This window comes from Proteocatella sphenisci DSM 23131 (genome assembly GCF_000423525.1).
Classification (GTDB): Bacteria; Bacillota; Clostridia; order Peptostreptococcales; family Filifactoraceae; genus Proteocatella; species Proteocatella sphenisci.
This window is the reverse complement of the sequence record NZ_AUID01000012.1, coordinates 45,373-63,299: the sequence shown is the minus strand read 5'-3', so window position 1 is coordinate 63,299 and position 17,927 is coordinate 45,373. Positions and strand designations below refer to the sequence as shown.

Annotated in this window: 13 protein-coding genes; 11 read left to right on the top strand and 2 right to left on the bottom strand. The window is 38.6% G+C overall.

The window, feature by feature from the left end:
* Positions 1-8: 8 nt before the first annotated feature.
* Entirely contained in the window at positions 9-1,004 is a 996-nt protein-coding gene (locus G558_RS0106010; RefSeq protein ID WP_028829372.1) for an MBL fold metallo-hydrolase, read from the top strand.
* Between the two features lie 83 nt (positions 1,005-1,087).
* Here G558_RS0106010 and G558_RS0106005 read toward each other — a convergent pair whose 3' ends face one another.
* The gene (locus G558_RS0106005; RefSeq protein ID WP_051188507.1) at positions 1,088-3,100 is read right to left on the bottom strand and encodes a methyl-accepting chemotaxis protein; all 2,013 of its coding nucleotides are present in this window, start codon (positions 3,098-3,100) and stop codon (positions 1,088-1,090) included.
* Between the two features lie 196 nt (positions 3,101-3,296).
* Between G558_RS0106005 and G558_RS0106000 the strand changes: the two genes are divergently transcribed.
* The 3 genes from G558_RS0106000 to G558_RS0105990 are packed head-to-tail and all read left to right on the top strand — an operon-like array spanning position 3,297 to position 6,948.
* On the top strand, positions 3,297-4,439 hold the full coding sequence (locus tag G558_RS0106000) for a 1-deoxy-D-xylulose-5-phosphate reductoisomerase (protein WP_028829370.1): 1,143 nt from the start codon (positions 3,297-3,299) through the stop codon (positions 4,437-4,439).
* A 38-nt stretch (positions 4,440-4,477) separates the two neighbouring features.
* Positions 4,478-5,032, top strand: a complete 555-nt coding sequence (locus tag G558_RS0105995) for a LemA family protein (RefSeq protein ID WP_028829369.1) — start codon at positions 4,478-4,480, stop codon at positions 5,030-5,032.
* A 23-nt stretch (positions 5,033-5,055) separates the two neighbouring features.
* Positions 5,056-6,948 carry a DUF2207 domain-containing protein gene (locus tag G558_RS0105990; protein ID WP_028829368.1) on the top strand — a complete coding sequence of 631 codons (1,893 nt, stop codon included), beginning with the start codon at positions 5,056-5,058 and terminating at the stop codon, positions 6,946-6,948.
* Positions 6,949-6,995: 47 nt separating this feature from the next.
* On the opposite strand, the gene glsA is transcribed toward G558_RS0105990, so the two are convergent.
* Complete coding sequence (gene glsA / locus G558_RS0105985) at positions 6,996-7,916, bottom strand: glutaminase A (RefSeq protein WP_028829367.1); 921 nt, start codon at positions 7,914-7,916, stop codon at positions 6,996-6,998.
* A gap of 198 nt (positions 7,917-8,114) precedes the next feature.
* On the opposite strand from glsA, the gene G558_RS0105980 reads away from it, so the two are divergent.
* From G558_RS0105980 to baiCD, 7 genes are all read left to right on the top strand, one after another.
* Positions 8,115-8,858 carry a response regulator transcription factor gene (locus tag G558_RS0105980; protein ID WP_051188506.1) on the top strand — a complete coding sequence of 248 codons (744 nt, stop codon included), beginning with the start codon at positions 8,115-8,117 and terminating at the stop codon, positions 8,856-8,858.
* Positions 8,839-10,812: a sensor histidine kinase gene (locus G558_RS0105975; RefSeq protein ID WP_156888521.1), complete on the top strand. Its 1,974-nt coding sequence runs from the start codon at positions 8,839-8,841 to the stop codon at positions 10,810-10,812. The genes G558_RS0105980 and G558_RS0105975 overlap by 20 nt, the downstream gene beginning before the upstream one ends.
* Positions 10,813-10,908: 96 nt before the next feature.
* The gene (locus tag G558_RS0105970; protein WP_028829364.1) at positions 10,909-11,814 is read left to right on the top strand and encodes a DUF523 domain-containing protein; all 906 of its coding nucleotides are present in this window, start codon (positions 10,909-10,911) and stop codon (positions 11,812-11,814) included.
* Between the two features lie 31 nt (positions 11,815-11,845).
* Positions 11,846-12,487: a DUF4342 domain-containing protein gene (locus G558_RS13360; protein WP_051188505.1), complete on the top strand. Its 642-nt coding sequence runs from the start codon at positions 11,846-11,848 to the stop codon at positions 12,485-12,487.
* A 317-nt stretch (positions 12,488-12,804) separates the two neighbouring features.
* Positions 12,805-14,148 (top strand): magnesium transporter, encoded by a 1,344-nt coding sequence (gene mgtE / locus G558_RS0105960; protein WP_028829363.1) that lies wholly within the window; start codon positions 12,805-12,807, stop codon positions 14,146-14,148.
* A gap of 251 nt (positions 14,149-14,399) precedes the next feature.
* Positions 14,400-15,917: a bile acid--CoA ligase BaiB gene (gene baiB / locus G558_RS0105955; RefSeq protein WP_242825210.1), complete on the top strand. Its 1,518-nt coding sequence runs from the start codon at positions 14,400-14,402 to the stop codon at positions 15,915-15,917.
* Positions 15,918-15,996: 79 nt separating this feature from the next.
* A complete protein-coding gene (baiCD, locus tag G558_RS0105950) occupies positions 15,997-17,916 on the top strand; it encodes a bile acid Fe-S flavoenzyme BaiCD (protein ID WP_028829361.1) in 1,920 nt (639 codons plus the stop codon).
* Positions 17,917-17,927: the final 11 nt, after the last annotated feature.

Sequence of the window (17,927 nt, the reverse complement as noted above, 5' to 3'; positions counted from 1 at the left end):
GGAATTAAATGGTAGAAAAAATTTATGATAAGCCAGAAATATACAGGGTAATTGTACCCCTTCCAGAAAACCCTCTCAGGAATCTGAATTCCTATCTTATAAAGAGCGATAAAAGAAATCTGGTGATAGATACTGGATTCAACAGAGATGAGTGCTATAGTGCTATGATAGAGGCTTTTGAAGAACTGGAGATAAAAATATCGGAAACGGATTTTTTCATTACACATCTTCATGGGGATCATTGCGGCATAGTAGGGCGCCTTGCAGGTGACCAAAGCAAGATATTCATGGGTGAGACAGACTATAAGTATCTCATTGGAGATATTGAAGGGGTAAGCTGGGATAATATGGAAATTATCTATGAACATGAGGGATTTCCATCTGATGTATCAGAGCGGCTAAGCAGTACAAATCAGGCAAGAAAATATATGCCGGACAGGATTTTTAAGGCTCTTACAATGTCTGACGGGGATATAATAAAACTTGGAAATTATGAGTTCAGATGTATACTCACCCCGGGACATACCCCAGGTCACATGTGTCTTTACCTGGAAAATGAAAAGCTTCTATTTTCGGGGGACCATGTGTTGTTTGATATAACCCCAAACATAACTTCATGGCAGGGCGTGGAGGATTCTTTGGAAGACTACATGAAGAGCCTTGAGATGATAAAAAATCTGGACGTGAATATAACTTTTGCTGGCCACAGGGAGAGCAGAGGAAAACTTTCTGACAGGGTCGATGAAATTCTTGAGCATCACAGGATAAGGCTTGAGGACACAATCAAGATACTAAAAGACCTTGACAGGCCCCTTAATGCTTATGAAATAACTCAGAGGATGAAGTGGAATCTGAGGGGGATTTCATGGCAAGAGTTTCCTGATAATCAGAAGTGGTTTGCAATGGGTGAGACCATGTCTCACATAGATTATCTGGTAAAGAGAGATGTAATTTCAAAAAAATATGATAAGGACTCAGGTATATATTTATATTCTTTATCCTAAATACTAAATCCCCGTGAAAAAGACCTTGTACAAGTCTCTTTCGCGGGGATTATTTAATACATGTATATACGATCTGTACTTATTCAATCTGCAAGCTGAAATTTGGATACCAGAGATTTAAGAGAATCTGCCTGAGCAGAAAGCTCTTCACTTGAGGCAGCGCTTTGCTCGGCTGTTGCAGAGTTGCTGTGGACAACAGATGATATCTGGTCGATACCTTGCTCAAGCTCTACTATCGCACTGGATTGTTCTGCAGAATCTGAGGATATCTCATGTATGGCCTCAACTATCATTTTTGTATGTTCTGTAACGTCTTGCATTATTTTTGCAGTTCTGTTTGCTATGCTGCTTCCATTTTCAACTGCAGTAATAGAGTTTTCAATAAGGACAGTAGTATTTCTGGCAGCTTCGGCACTTTTTGTAGCCAGATTTCTTACTTCGTCTGCAACAACGGCAAATCCTTTTCCGGCACTTCCGGCTCTTGCTGCTTCTACTGCTGCGTTCAGGGCAAGAATATTAGTCTGGAATGCTATGTCTTCTATGGTTTTAATTATTTTTCCTATTTCGCTGGAGCTGGCGTTTATTTCTGTCATGGCCTGCATCATGCGCTGCATTTCTTGGTTGCAGATGTCGACATCTTTTCCCACTTCTTCTGCCTTGTTGCTGGCATCTGAAGCGTTTACAGAACTCTTTTGTATAAGTGAAGACACTTCTTCTACCGTAGCTACTATTTGTTCCACTGAGCTGGACTGCTCTGTTGAACCCTGAGCAAGGACCTGAGCTCCTGCAGAAACTTGATCTGAACCGTTTGATACCTGGTCTGCGCTCATGGTTATTTCTCCCATTATTTCATTCAGGTTTGTATTGATAGTACTTACAGATCTTGAAAGAGGCTCCAGATCACCCATATACTGGCCTGACATATGGACATTAAGATTGCCGTCTGCCATCTCTATAAGGTTGAATGATACTTCAGAAATAGAAGCACTTAGAGTCTCAACTGTAGTTTTCAAGTCCCTGAGTAGGTCTCCGGTTTCATCTTTTGCATCTGTTACTGGAACTGGAGAATTGAGATCACCCTCTGAGAGCATTTTTAATCTTTTTGCACATTCGATTACTGGTAATGAAATAGAGTTGGCGAACTTTCTTGCTATAATAATTCCTAAGGCCACAAAAACAATTATGCTTGCTATTACATATAAGATAGCCTTAGATACTCCGCCCATGAATTCACTTTGTTTAGCGGTCACGGCTATGCTCCATCCATCGGTATTTGGAACAGGGGCATAGCCGCTGAGCTCAATCTCTCCCGCGTAGGTAGATTTTCCAAATCCGCTTAATCCTTGTATCATTTTCTTTTGTATCTCTGCCAGTTTATTAAGTGAAGAATCTGACTTAGAAGCCTCAATTGTATTTTCTATACCTACATTTTCAGGATAGGCGCTGGCTATAGTGGTACCACTATTATTAAGCATATATGCCGATCCAGAATCTCCTATTTTAATTTCTCTTACTGTATCATTGAGGAAATTTTCATCAGGTACCAGGTATATGACTCCCACGATTTCGCTTCCAGAAATCCCATTCTTCCAAAGTGGGGATGAAATTATAGTTGTGAGCTTTCCTGTAACCTTGCTTATCAGAGGTTCGGATACAAAGGAGTCACCTTTTATGGAAGCCTGAAAATACTCTCTGTCTGAGTAGTCGTTGCCGTCAAATATACTTGTTCCATTTGTAAGCATTATGTTCCCGCGGATAAATCCATACGAAGACAATCTGCTGTCTATTATTGATTGTTTCTCAGACAAGGATATATCAGGATTTGAGAGTTTTGCGATGGATCCTATTTCGTAAGCTATATCCTTGTAAGATTTAAGCTGGGTAGAAATCTGAGTGGACGCAATTTCAGCAGTTTCCTTCATGGAAATCTCAAGTGCTTCCATGGAAGAGGAATATGAAAGATATCCGGCAAGACCTCCAAGGACTATACTAAGAACTATAATTATAGCTGTAATCGCATTTGTAATCCGCTTTTTGATACTTGTCGATTTGCCATTATTAAAGTCTGTTTTTTTAAAAATTCCAATACGTTTCATAAAAACCTCTTTCGCAGTCTAATGTATTAAATAAAATTTTGCCTTACAATATTATTAATCGACAAAGAGAGGGCAATAGTTAATATATTATTCAAAAAAAATTATATTATAGCGAGTTTGGGTATTATATATTTATGCTATAATATAAGCAAAGTATATTTAAATAATTAAAAATGAAAAGGAAATTTAGATGAAAATGAAAAATATAGCTATACTGGGCTCTACAGGATCGATAGGGACTCAGACACTGGATGTAGCAAGAAACAATGAGGACATAAGGGTGGTTGCGCTCTCTGCGGGTTCTAATATTAAACTGCTGGAGGACCAGATAAGGGAGTTTTCTCCAAAACTTGTGAGCGTTGCAGATGAAAAAAATGCACAGCTTCTTAGAAAAAACCTTGAGGGTACTGGGGTTAGAGTGGTTTTTGGTATGGAGGGTCTAATTGAGGTAGCCCAGCATCCTGATTCAGACATGGTGGTTACGGCGGTTGTGGGAATGATGGGTCTGAGGCCCACGGTGGCTGCAATAAATGCGGGTAAGGATATAGCCCTTGCAAACAAGGAAACACTTGTGACTGCAGGGCATATTATAATGCCTCTTGCAAAGGAAAAAAATGTCAGGATTCTTCCTGTTGACAGTGAGCACAGCGCCATACTCCAGTGCCTTACAGGTGAAGACCAAAGGGAGATAAGCAAGATAATAATTACTGCATCTGGGGGGCCCTTCAGAGGGAAAACCATAGAGCAGATGAAAGATGTAAAACTAGAAGACGCGCTTAAACATCCAAACTGGTCTATGGGAAAAAAGATAACTATAGATTCGGCTACCATGGTAAACAAGGGACTTGAAGTCATTGAGGCAAAGTGGCTATTTGGACTGGCAGCTGAGGATATAGAGGTAGTGGTCCAGCCACAGAGTGTAATCCATTCTATGGTCGAATTTGTGGACGGAGGCATAATGGCTCAGCTGGGAACTCCCGATATGAGGCTTCCTATACAGTATGCTCTATATTATCCTCACAGAAGACCTCTTGGGGGACAAAGGCTCGATTTTAAAACCCTGAAGCAGATAACTTTTGAAGAACCTGATCTGGAAAATTTCAGGGGACTGGCGCTGGCATTTGAAGCATTAAAATCAGGCGGCTCTATGACGACCGTTTACAATGCGGCCAATGAGCTGGCTGTGGCCAAGTTTCTAAAAAAAGAAATAAATTTTCTTGATATAGTAACAATGATTGAACAGGCTATGAAGGCACACAAAGTGATTGAAAATCCAGATATAGATCAGATTTTGCATGTAGAAGAGCAAACTTATGAATTTTTAAATTCCAGATGGTAGAATTTAACATGATTTAATATTACTGAGGAGGTAATCTTATGGGTGGAGCACTTATGGTAGTTTTGGGTTTGGTTGTAATTTTAGGAATAATATCTATATCTTATTACAATACTTTTGTGAAACTGAGAAATCAATCTGATGAAGCATTTTCTACTATGGACGTGTATCTGAAAAAGCGTTATGACCTGATTCCTAATCTTGTAGAAGTAGTAAAGCAATATGCTATTCATGAAAAAGAAACTTTGGAAAAAGTAATAGGTGCAAGGAATATGGCAATGGGTTCTCAGAGTATGGATGATAGAATTCAAAATGAAAATATGCTTTCTGGAACGCTAAAGTCTCTTTTTGCGGTTTCTGAAAACTATCCAAATCTCAAGGCAGATACAAGTTTTTTAAATCTTCAAAGTCAGCTATCCTCTCTTGAAAACGAGATATCTCAGGCGAGAAAATACTACAATGGGGCAGTAAGAGCACTCAATACAAAAATCGAGATGTTTCCTTCAAATATTGTTGCAAACATGGCAGGATTTAAGAAATATCCTTTCTTTGAAGCTGTTGAGGCTGAAAGAGAAAATGTGAAGGTTCAATTTTAAATACTAAGATAGGAGGCCATGTTTTGAAAAAACTTTCTTTAATAATCATAGCCCTTTTATTGACCTTGCTTCCTCAAAGCGCACTTGCGCTCGAGGCCTTCAACATTTCTTCTTATGATATAGATATGAAAGTGGATCTGGATAACAACTACACTATAACCGAAGTGTTAGAAGTTAATTTTAGCGAGCAAAGACATGGGATAATAAGGAGTATTCCTCTTAAAACCAACGGAGGAAAACCTGCAAAAGTAAAATCTGTGAGTGTTCCTGGTCAAGATTTTGAAACCTACAAAGAAGGTGGATACTTTAAGATAAAGATAGGTAATGCTGATGCCTTTGCAGCTCAGAAGCAAAAATACACCATACTTTATGTATATGAAATTGGCTATGATTATCTGGATGATATGGATGAACTTTATTTTAACCTTATTGGTACTCAGTGGGACTGTTTTATAGATAATGTAAAATTTAAGATAGAGATGCCAGAGCCGTTTGACAGTGAAAAACTTAATTTTACCTATGGAACCCAGGGGAGTAAGGCGAGCGAGGGCGTCAAGTACAGCGTGGATGGCAATGTTATATCTGGAAAGTTAAACAGCAAGCTGGAGCCCTATGAGGCGCTTACTGTTGCACTTCCGCTTCAAGAAGGGTATTTCAGTCAAGCACATAAAAAAACCAATCCGGCTGACATGGTGCAAAAATATTATTTACTCATAATGCCTTTAATTACTGGTCTGGGAGCTTTTTTCTGGTTTAAAAAGGGGAAAAGTAAGCCCTTTGTGCAGACTGTAGAATTTTATGCTCCACAAGGAGTCACTCCAGCTGATGCAGGATTTATAATAGATAATTCGGTAGATCCTATGGATGTAACTTCACTCATAATTTACTGGGCGGATAAAGGATACCTTGAAATAGAGGAAATAACAGAGAAAAAAATTCTCTCTGTTAAAAAAACATTTACGCTTCATAAACTCAAAGATTTGGACACCAATGCCAAAGCCTATGAAATAACTATGTTTGAATCACTTTTTAATGAATTTGGAGATGGTTCGAGTGTTAGCACAAGTGAACTGGAACATAAATTTTATAAAGTCATGAGCGCCGTAAAAGAGATGGTAAAATCTTCATGGCAGGATGATTCAGATAATAGGATATATAAAAAAATGAACATTTTCATTTCAGCTATACTTTCGCTTGCATCGCTTCTGATTGCATTTATCGGTTTTATGCCGGCTATAAATACAGGATTTGGCGACACGTTTGCTGTGACAGTCATACTTTCCCTTGTTGGCGCTATTGTAGTAATGATACCGGTGTGGGGATTTATGTATGTAGTAAGCTGGAACAGATATAAAGAAAAGAAATTTGGATATTATGCAGCGCTTATACTGTCTGCGATATTGAGTGCGATCGCGTGGAGCATTGCACTTTATCTGAGCATTACTCAAAACAGTCTCATGCCTCTTGCAATATCACTTGCAGGCGCAGCAGTTCTTAGCGCAATGTCATTCATGTGTGATAAAAGGACTGAAAGCGGTAATCAGTATTATGGAAGAATGCTCGGCTTTAGGGAATTTTTGCAGACTGCAGAAAAAGACAGGATAAACATGCTTGTTGAAGAAAATCCACATTATTTTTACAGCACTTTGGCATATGCAATGGTACTTGGAGTAACAGACAAGTGGGCAAAAAATTTCGAATCAATAGTGACCCAGCCGCCTGACTGGTACAGGACTGACAGCTACGGAAGAAATTTCAATACGATAATATTTGCGAATGCGCTTAATAACAGTATGAGCAGTTTCAACTCTGCAATGACCACCCCTCAGCCTCAGAGTACAACGAGTTCTGGTGGAAGCATGGGAGGAGGTTTTTCTGGTGGAGGTTCTGGAGGAGGAGGAGGTTCCAGCTGGTAAATGGATAAAAAAAGAGGTTGCAGTATTGTTTGCACCTCTTTTCTTGTTTAAAATACGCTTAGATATAAGGAGTTGCTAAGCTTTTCAAGAAGTTTTATTCCGGCTATGCTGTTTCCTTTTGAATCAAGAGCTGGACCATATATGCCTATGCCCATAATGCTTGGAGCGACAGAGAGGATTCCACCACCAACCCCACTTTTGGCAGGGATACCAACTCTTATGGCAAAATCTCCTGCGCCATCATACATCCCGCATGTCATAAGTATGGCATTTACAAAGCGTGTGTATTTTTTTGATACTATTTCTTCATCAGAGGATTTGGATCTTCCGTTGTTTGAAAGTACAAATCCTATATTTGCAAGGTCTTTGCAAGTTATTTCTATAGAACATGCTTTAAAGTAAACATCGAGTACGTCATCTACATCATCTGTTATGGTTCCGTAACTTTTAAGAAGATAGGCAAGGGCCCTGTTTCTGTCTCCGGTCTTTCTTTCGGACTCAAACACTTGCATGTTTACCCCTATGTTTTCATTTCCAGAGAGTTTTTTTGTGAGATCGAGGAGCCTTTGAAACTTTTCATCCTTATCTTTACCCTCTATCATAGAACACATTGCAATAGCACCGATATTTACCATGGGATTTATGTGATCCTTTAGATCTTCAACCTGCGAGAAATCCATGATTGCATTAAAGGCTTTTCCTGTGGATTCAACACCTACTCGCTGGGTTACGTAATCTTCGCCATTATCAATAAGGGCAAGAAGGAGAATAAGGGGCTTGCATACACTTTGTATTGTAAATCTCTTATCAAAATTACCAGCGTAGAATTCTTTTCCGTCATTTCTTATAAGGTATATTCCCAAATCGTCCTTGTTATACTTAAGAAGCTCAGGTATGTAGCTGGCAAGTTGGCCACCTTGCGTAAATTCCCTGCTTTCTTCTACCATTTTTTCTAATAATTCTCTCACATTTCACCTCTTTGTGTATTTGTTTTTTATATTTTTATTATAGCACTAGAGCAAGTATAAATTCAACACTTGCTTATAATGTAAGAAAAATGTAAGAAAAATATAGATACTCACTTAAGAATTTGTTTGTACAATAATATCCATAGGCTCAATAAATTCACGATTAAAAAATATGATGAAAGGAGACGGATCTTGAATATGAAAATAACAGCTTCATCAGAAGGAGAAGCTACAATACTTGTAGTAGATGATGATATAGAGATTGCAAATTCAGTTGCAAAAATACTGGAAAAAGAAGGTTATATGTCGCTGATTGCACATGATGGGATAGAGGCACTTGAAATTATAGCGCAAAAACAGGTGGATCTTATAATACTTGATATTATGATGCCAAGGCTGGATGGACTCTCTGCTACAATGAAGATAAGGGAAAAACGAAACATTCCTATAATAATACTTTCGGCCAAGACAGAGGACAGCGACAAGGTACTTGGGCTCAGCATGGGTGCAGACGATTATGTATCAAAGCCATATAATTCAATGGAGCTGGTTGCAAGGGTAAAATCTCAACTCAGGAGATACCTTTATCTTGGAAGTTCAAAAAGGCTCCAGGAGAGGACTTCTCAGAGCGGTGAAATGATAAGGGTAGGAGGCCTGGAACTTGATAAGAACTCCAAAACCATAATAGTAGATGGCAGAGAAGAAAATCTTACAGCGACAGAGTATAAGATCCTTAAGCTGCTTATGGAAAACCCAGGCAGAGTTTTTCCATCTGAGGAAATCTATGAAAGAGTTTGGAATGAAGAAGCATATTCAGTAGAAAATACAGTAATGGTCCATATAAGAAGAATCCGTGAAAAGATAGAAATAAATACTAAAGAGCCTAAATATCTTAAGGTGGTGTGGGGAATTGGATACAAAATTGAAAATAAATTTATATAACGGATTTTTTAAATTCATAGCAGTAATATTTATAATAGCAGGAATGTCAGCGATAACCCTGAACATTTCAAATCAGGGAAGCCTGGAAAGCGTGGCAGTCTTCATCGAGGGAGAGAGCTACTATAACTCAAAAGTATATTATGACACGCAGGAAATAGCAGACATGATAGGTCCGCTCAAATTCTCGGAGAAGAATTCTGAGGGTGGCTGGAACTATTATCCGGATGACGAAGCAAGAGCGAGCATGCAAGCCAACCTTGATGAATATCTGAAGAAGGGATACAGGTACTTGGTCACTTCAGATGGCAGGACGGTGCTTGAGGATGGAATCATTCCTGGGATATCGCCGCAAAGCAATCTTGAGAGCAGATATATAGTAAATGAGTTCGGACAGAGCTATATGGAAAATGGCGCCTACAAAGATGTGACAATAAAGGTTGCGGTGCCAAAGCAGATGCTGACTGAACAGGGATATCACATGAATCCGGATTCTCCGGAAGGCCGCATAATATTCTACAGCACTGTGGCAGGGATAGGCGCTATACTTGCAGGAGCGCTGTGGCTGATGATTTTTGCTGGGCAGGGCAAAAAGGGAGATGATGTAAGCATCCGTCTTTATGACAGGGTTTACTTTGACATCCTTCTTGTAATAACGTTTTTTGCAGAGCTTGGCTTTGGTGCAGGATTTATATTGCTTTATCAGGGCATAATAGACAAAGCGGCAAATGAAGAGGTCATAATAACGCTGCTCTGGCTTCTTTCGGCGCTGTTTGTGATTTACAACATATATTTCGTGACAAACTTCGCAAAGAGGATCAAGAGAAAGGAACTTCTGAGATACACGCTTGTCTTCAGAAGCCTTGCATGGATGAAATCTCTTTTCAGGGCAGTCCTGGAATTTTTCAGGATAAGAGCCATGAATATAAGGACTGCTATTAACAGCCTCATGGGAGAAAAACTCTCAAAAAGATATACGAGGTGGATAATTCTTGTGATGGCAGTGCTTCTGATAAATCTTGTGTTTAGTGCTGCAGGGGGCCCTCTTTGGGCTATAGTGACTTATCCGGTGATTGTTTTTTACCTGCTTAAGCCGGCGGCAAAGGAAATAAAAGATTTTTCGCAGATGGCAAAAGGTGTCAGAGAACTAAGAAATGGAAATCTGGGTCAAAAGATTCCGTTTGCATCCTGCAGGGAACTCAGCGAAGTTATAGATGATATCAACAATATTGCAGAAGGATTTGACAAGGCGGTCCAGGGGGCTGTGAAAGCTGAAAAAATGAAATCAGAGCTTATTACCAATGTATCTCATGATCTCAAAACTCCGCTTACTTCGATAATCGGATATGTGGATCTGCTTGAAGGAACAGAGGGAATGCCTGCTGAGGCCAGAGATTATATCGCAGTAATAAAGAAAAAATCATATAGACTAAAAAATATAATATCAGACCTTTTTGATCTTTCGAAGAGTACAAGTGGAAATTTTGAGCTTGAAATGGAAAAACTGGACATGAAAAAACTTATAGAGCAGACGCTCGCAGATATGTCAGATTCCATAGAAACCAGTGGAAGGACCATAAGGCAGAGTTTGCCTGAAAATCCTTTGATGATACTTGGGGATGGGAAAAAGCTATATAGAGTATTTCAAAATGTAATAGATAATGCTATAAAATATTCTATGGACAATACGAGGATATTTATTAATCTTTATGAAAAGGACAATAGGGCCTTTGCAGAAATAAAAAACATTGCTGCATATGAACTGGATTTTTCTGAAACAGAAATTACAGAAAGGTTTACACGAGGAGACAAGAACCGGGCAACAGAAGGAAACGGGCTTGGGCTTTCTATAGCCAAGAGTTTTACAAATGCCTGTAATGGAGATTTTAGAGTGACTATAGACGGTGATCAGTTCAAAGTGACAATAGAATTTAATACACTCAGAGAAAATATGTAATAAATTAATTCAATTATATGATATCTTTTGTTAAAGACCGTCCAAAGAAGGGTATAAATAGTATCAGATATGAAATTGTGACCAAATGGAGGGTGTATGGATAATATAGTTCATAGAAAGATACGTGTAGGAATAAGTGCCTGCGCTTATGGTGCAAAAACCAGATACAATAGAAAAGGATGGGATCTCGTTTCCGAATTTGGAAGAGACATGTCCAATTTTATATGGTGTCCGGTATGTCCAGAAGTTATGTCAGGTATGGGTACTCCCAGAACTCAGATAAGGATACAAGGTGACAGTGGCAGGGACGTAATAGAAGGTCGTGCAAAGGTCATCACAAGAAATGGAGTTGATGTCACGGCAGATATACTCTCTGCGTCCAATGTATGCATGGATATACTCAAAAAATCTGAGATAGATGCATTCATATACATGGATGGAAGCCCAACTTGTGGAGTAGAAAGAACTTCTCTTAAAAATAACAAGGTTGGGAAACCGCCGGGAGTTTTTGGTGCTATGCTTCTTAATGAAGATATATTTTTAATTCCGGCACTTTCGCTTGCAAGTCCTGTTAGAAGATGGGACTATAAGAGGCGCCTCTATGCATATGTGTGGGCCAAAAATCAGGAAATAAAAACTAAGGATGAGCTTTTTAAATTTTGGCATAATGTAAAATTTTTATGCCAGGAGCTTGATGAAAAAGAGTCAAGGATAATGGGGAAAAAAATTGCAAACAGTGAATTTAGTCCAGAACTTGCACAAGAGCTAAAGATTTTTGTAACAGCTTTGATGAAAAAACCCTCAACTCTTGAAAAAATAAAGAACAGGCTGTGGAAGCATTATGTTTATATAAAAAGAAAGCAGGGAACTGAGATTGAAGAAATAATGGCACCTCAGGAAAACAGGAATATGCATCATATAGCAATGGAGCTTGAGGCACTTGAAAAATATGCATTTACACACGATATACTTTTTGGCTCAATGCCAGCCAGAAACAAATAAAACATTATATATAAAATAAGGAGGAAATTTTATGGTAACTTTAGAAAAAATAGACAAAATTGTTGAAAGAACAGGTGTAACGTTTGAAGAGGCCAGAGATGCATTAAACGAATGCAATGGAGATGTTGTAGAAGCTATAATTCTTATACAGTCCGAGCCAGGTTTAAAACAAGAAAAAGACAGTAAGGTTTCTGATATTATATCGACACTTAAAGAATATATCAGAAAAGGGAATGTAAGCAGAATAATAGTTGAAAATGACGGAGAAGTAGTTTTGAGTATTCCTGTCACTGTGGGAGTAATTGGTGCAGTCATAGCTCCAGTCATTGCAGTCATAGGCCTTGGTGCTACCGTTATAAACAAGGTTACAGTAAAGGTAGTAGACTCAGATGGAAAAGTAACCAACATAAATAAAGTCAAGTCTGAAAAAGTAGATGACCTTAAAAAAGCAGGCAAAGAAATGTCTGAAGATTTTAAAGATATGACAGATGATATAAAAGCGAAGATAAAGGTAAAAAAAAGAGCTGTAGAAGATAAGTTTGATGACATAGACGAAATCTTTGAAGATGGAAGCGAAGAAGTAGAGCTTGAAGCAGATGATGAGCTTTGTGAATGGCGTGAAGATGCAGGCACTGAGTGCGAACCGGAAAAAGAAGTAAAACTTGATAAATAGTTGATAAAAAAATCAGAGCCTCTGCTCTGATTTTTTTATCGAACTTGAAATTAATTCTAATTTACGGTATAATTAATAATTGTTCAAAACAAAAGAAGCTAATTCTAATAAAATAAAATTAAGGAGGTAAAGAAGTGGACAGTCATAGTATGAAAACGGAAACAAGAGAAACATCATATTCTGCAGACGGTTCATTTAAGTAGCCTCCGGGTCAGGTAAACCCCGCCCCATAGATGCACTGATATGAAGTTTTGGCCGTTTTCAGTTAAATCTGAAAGCGGTTTTTCCTGTTTTGGTACTCTTTAAAAGGAGGAAAAATGGAAAATAGAAACTTAGAACTATATGAACTTATAGAAAATAAGAAATTCATCGATCTGAGAGAAATTTTGATAGAGATGAATGAAGTAGATATTTCAGAGTTTTTTGAGACTCTTGAAATTGAAAAAATGATTGTGGTATTCAGGATGCTTCCAAAGGAAATTTCATCAGAGGTATTTTCTTTCCTTGAGTCGGATACCCAGGAGCACATAATAAACTCGGTAACTGACAGTGAACTCGCAGAAATAATTGAAGATCTTTTTGTAGATGATGCAGTTGATCTTCTTGAAGAACTGCCCGCATATGTTGTAAAGCGGGTTCTTGAAAATGCAAACAGTGATACCAGAGACCTTATAAATCAATTTTTAATGTATAAAGAAAACAGTGCGGGAAGTATCATGACAGCTGAATTTATACACCTGAAAAAAAACATGACTGTGGATGCGGCATTTGACAGAGTAAGGATGCTTGCGCGCGATATGGAAACAATCTATACATGCTATGTAACTAATGACGGCAGAAAACTCGAAGGAGTTGTATCTATAAAGACCATGATTCTTTCAGATCCTCAAGAAATTCTGGAGAACATAATGGAAACTGATGTAATATCAGTGATTACAGACAATGACAAAGAAGAAGTTGCAGCCATATTTTCAAAATATGGACTACTTTCTCTTCCAGTGGTGGATCATGAGAAAAGGCTTGTAGGTATAGTCACCATAGATGATGCAGTTGATGTAATAAATGAAGAAGCTACAGAAGACTTTGAACTTATGGCTGCAATGAGACCATCAGAAAAACCATATTTAAAAACCAGCGTCTTTTCTCTTGCAAGGAACAGGATAACGTGGCTTCTTGTACTTATGATATCAGCAATGGTCACAGGTAACGTGCTTCAAAAATATGAATACGCCTTTGCAACATTTCCCTTGCTTGTTACCTTTATACCAATGCTTACAGATACGGGAGGAAATGCCGGTTCTCAGAGCTCAACACTTGTAATAAGGGGAATGGCACTTTCGGAGATAAAGCTTGCAGACGTGGGCAAGGTTTTATGGAAGGAACTGAGAGTCAGTATTCTTGTGGGAAGTGTTTTGTCAGTTGTAAACTTTTTTAGATTATTGGTAATGTATCCAGGAAACGAAATCATAGCGTTCACTGTTGCCCTCAGCCTTTTTGCAACAGTAATAGTAGCAAAGACTGTGGGATGCCTGCTTCCAATGGCTGCAAAAGTATTTAAGGTTGACCCTGCGATAATGGCGGCACCAATAATAACTACATTAGTCGATGCTTTTTCTCTTATATTTTATTTCAATATTGCACAGAGACTGCTTCAATTGTAGATATAATTTCAAAAAGAGCATGAAATACGGATTTACTGTATTTCATGCTCTTTTTTTGTTTGAGTTTTAAACTTTGACAGTATTATAACATATTTTGTCCATAATTATAACATGTTTTGTCCGCCAAATAGAGCCAGGTTCGTTATAAAGTGATATTGATTTTTCCGATGAATATTATATTTAGATGTTACAATTATAACAATCAGAGAATAAAGATAAGTATAAAAATCCATAGCGAGGAGGAATTGATATTGAGCAGTAGCTTTTTCAACAAATTCAACAATGGTCAATCGAATTTTGTAACTGCTGGAATGCAACTAAAATACATTGCAGATTATAAACCAGATGATACCGCCATTATTTATATTGATAAGGAAGAAAAAACTTCTTTTATAACCTGGAGTCAACTATACATACAATCAAATAAGCTGGCATGGATGCTTATGGAAAAAAACATTAAACCGGGTTCGGTAATCATGGTAGCATGGCCCAACTGCATTGAACATATAATTGCAGCATTTGCCATATGGAAGGTAGGAGCCTGTTATCTTCCAGTCTCCAGCAAGACAGCTGATAAGGAATTTGTAGAAATCGGCGATATGATATCACCAACTATTGCATTTGCAGAATTTGAAGTTCCAGGAGTGCCTATAACCTTAAATTATAAAAAGATGTACGAGAGTATGGAAGGACAATCAGAAGAAATGCCAGAAGACATCAAGGCAGATCCTAACATGATCTCACTTTCCGGGGGAACTAGTGGAAATCTTAAGCTCATACGTCAGAACATGCCAAGTGGAATATCAGATGACATTTTACAAATTTGGTTTCATATGTCTGGGATGGGATTTGAACAAAGGCAGCTGCTCTTGGGTCCATTATTTCATGGGGCACCTCATACTGCAGCATTTAACGGTCTGTTCTCCGGCAATACCCTGGTAATACCAAGGAATCTGTGTGCAGGAAACATTGTAAGACTGATAAAAAAATACCAGATAGAATATGCGCAAATGGTACCTATTCTTTTAAATCGTATCATTAAGATTCCTGGTCTGAAAATCGAAGACTTTGACTCTATAAAGGCTATATGTCATACCAGCGGATACTGCTCTGACTGGCTCAAAAAAAGGTGGATAGATCTGCTGGGGCCGGAAAAAATTCATGAGATTTACTCCATGACTGAGGTGATAGGGCTGACTTGTATCAGAGGAGATGAGTGGTTAAAACATACTGGAAGTATTGGACGCCCTATATGTAATGGAAAGGTATCAATTCGCAACAATCAGGGAAAAGAATTGCCCCCACGTGAACTTGGTGAAATCTATATGACATTTCCAGATGGATGCTTTGATACAGAATATATGAACAAGGAACAGCTGGAAACTACAAAGGATGGATTTAGAAGTGTTGGAGATTTTGGATATATAGATGAAGATGGATATCTTTATTTTGTAGACAGGCGAAATGATATGCTGGTGACAGGTGGGGAAAATGTATTTGTTAACGAAGTAGAGACTGCCCTGCTCAGACATGAGGGCATTATGGATGCAATTGTTGTTGGCATCCCTGATGAAGAATGGGGAAGACTCATTCATGCGGTTATAGAGTCTACAACAGGAATATCAGAAGAGGAATTAAGAACTTTTTTAAGGCAATATCTGTCGCCGTACAAGATTCCCAAGACCTTTGAATTTGTAAATAATTTGACAAGAGTAGGTAATGGAAAGACCGACAGAGACAGGATATTAAGAGAATACGTGTCCAGCTAATAACGTTTTAAATGAACAATGAAAGTCGGTAATTTTTATTTAAAATATAATACAATCAATCGATCAAGGAGGATACAAAATGAGTTATGAAGCATTATTTTCACCGTTTAAAATTCGTGGGCTGGAATTAAAGAACAGAATTATTCTGCCAGGAATGAACACAAAAATGACAAAGAGCAAGCATGATATAGGAGAGGATCTTATAGCATATCATGTAGCAAGAGCTAAGGCAGGGTGTGCACTTAATATTTTTGAATGCGTTGCCATATGTCCAGCTCCACATGCGTACATGTATATGGGACTTTACAATGACCATCATGTAGAGCAGCTGAAAAAACTTACAGATGCTGTACATGAGGTTGGCGGCAAGATGAGCGTTCAGCTATGGCATGGAGGATTTAGCCCGGAACTGTTCTTTGACGAAACAAATGTACTGGAAAAACCTGAAAATCTTTCAGTAGAGAGAATCCATGAGATTGTTGAAGAATTTGGACTTGCTGCAAAAAGAGCAGTTGAAGCTGGATTTGATTCTGTAGAATTTCATGCAGCGCACAGCTATCTTCCTCATGAGTTCCTTAGTCCAGGAATGAACAAGCGTACAGATGAATACGGTGGAAATTTTGAAAATCGCTGCCGATTCCTTTTCGAGACAATTACAGCAATCCGTAACAACATACCAGAGGACATGCCTTTCTTCATGAGAGTGGGATGTATTGACGAACTTATGGACGAGACTATGACAGAAGCAGAAATAGTTGAATTCATAAACAGAAGTGCGGATCTAGGGGTGGACGTGGCAGACATTTCCCGTGGAAATGCAGTGTCATTTGCTACAGTATATGAGGTTCCTCCATTCAACCTTGCACATGGCTTCAATATAGAGAACATATACAACATCAAGAAGCAGATCAAGATCCCGGTAATGGGTGTGGGAAGCATCAAGACCGGAGAAATGGCAAACAGAGTAATAGAGGAAGGTAAATTTGATCTTGTAGGTATAGGGCGTTCTCAGATTACAGATCCAGACTGGGTTGCAAAAGTAAGAGATGGCAAAGAAGACACAATCCGTCACTGCATAGGCTGCGTACAGGGCTGCTATGATGCGATAATTGATCCTAAGATGAAGAGTATAACGTGCACTCATAACCCTATGGTAGCTCAGGAATATAAGGGACTTCCAAAGACGGAAGAAGCTAAAAAGGTAATGATCATCGGCGGGGGAATGGCTGGACTTATGGCGGCGCAGATACTTAAAAAACGTGGACATGAACCGGTAATATTTGAATCATCTGACAAACTTTCAGGACAATTTGCTCTTGCCGGAGTTGCGCCCATGAAACAGGACTGGGCGAATATGGCAATATGGGAAGCGGAAGAAGTTAAGCGTCAGGGAATTGAAGTTATGCTTAATACAGCTGTAACCCCAGAAAAGATTGCTGAAATAGCACCAGACCATGTAATCATTGCAATAGGTTCTGACTATGTGGCACCTGAAATCCCAGGAATTGACAGCCCTAATGTATATTCACAGTACCAGGTTCTAAGGGGAGAAGTAAACCCGACTGGTCATGTAGCAGTTGTCGGCTGTGGACTTGTAGGTACAGAAGTATCGCAATTGCTTGCTTCAAGAGGACAAGAGGTTACGGCAATAGAGAGAAAAGGTATTGGTACAGGCATGAATATGCTTAGAAGAATGTTCTTACCAGGAGAGCTCAAGTACTACAAGATAGCAAAACTGGCAGGTACTGATGTTACAGGAATAAAACCAGGAGAAATCCATTACAATATAACCGACAAAAAGACTAAAGAAATCATTCCTGGAACGCTTGAGTGCGACTCAGTAGTTATCTGTACTGGAATCACATCTCGTCCAAGTGAAGATCTAAAAGCTAAATGCCAAGAGCTTAATATTCCATATAACGTAATTGGAGACGCAGTTAAGGCGAGAGATGCAAGAATTGCAACACTTGAAGGCTACAACGTGGGTATGTCAATTTAAATAATAATTAT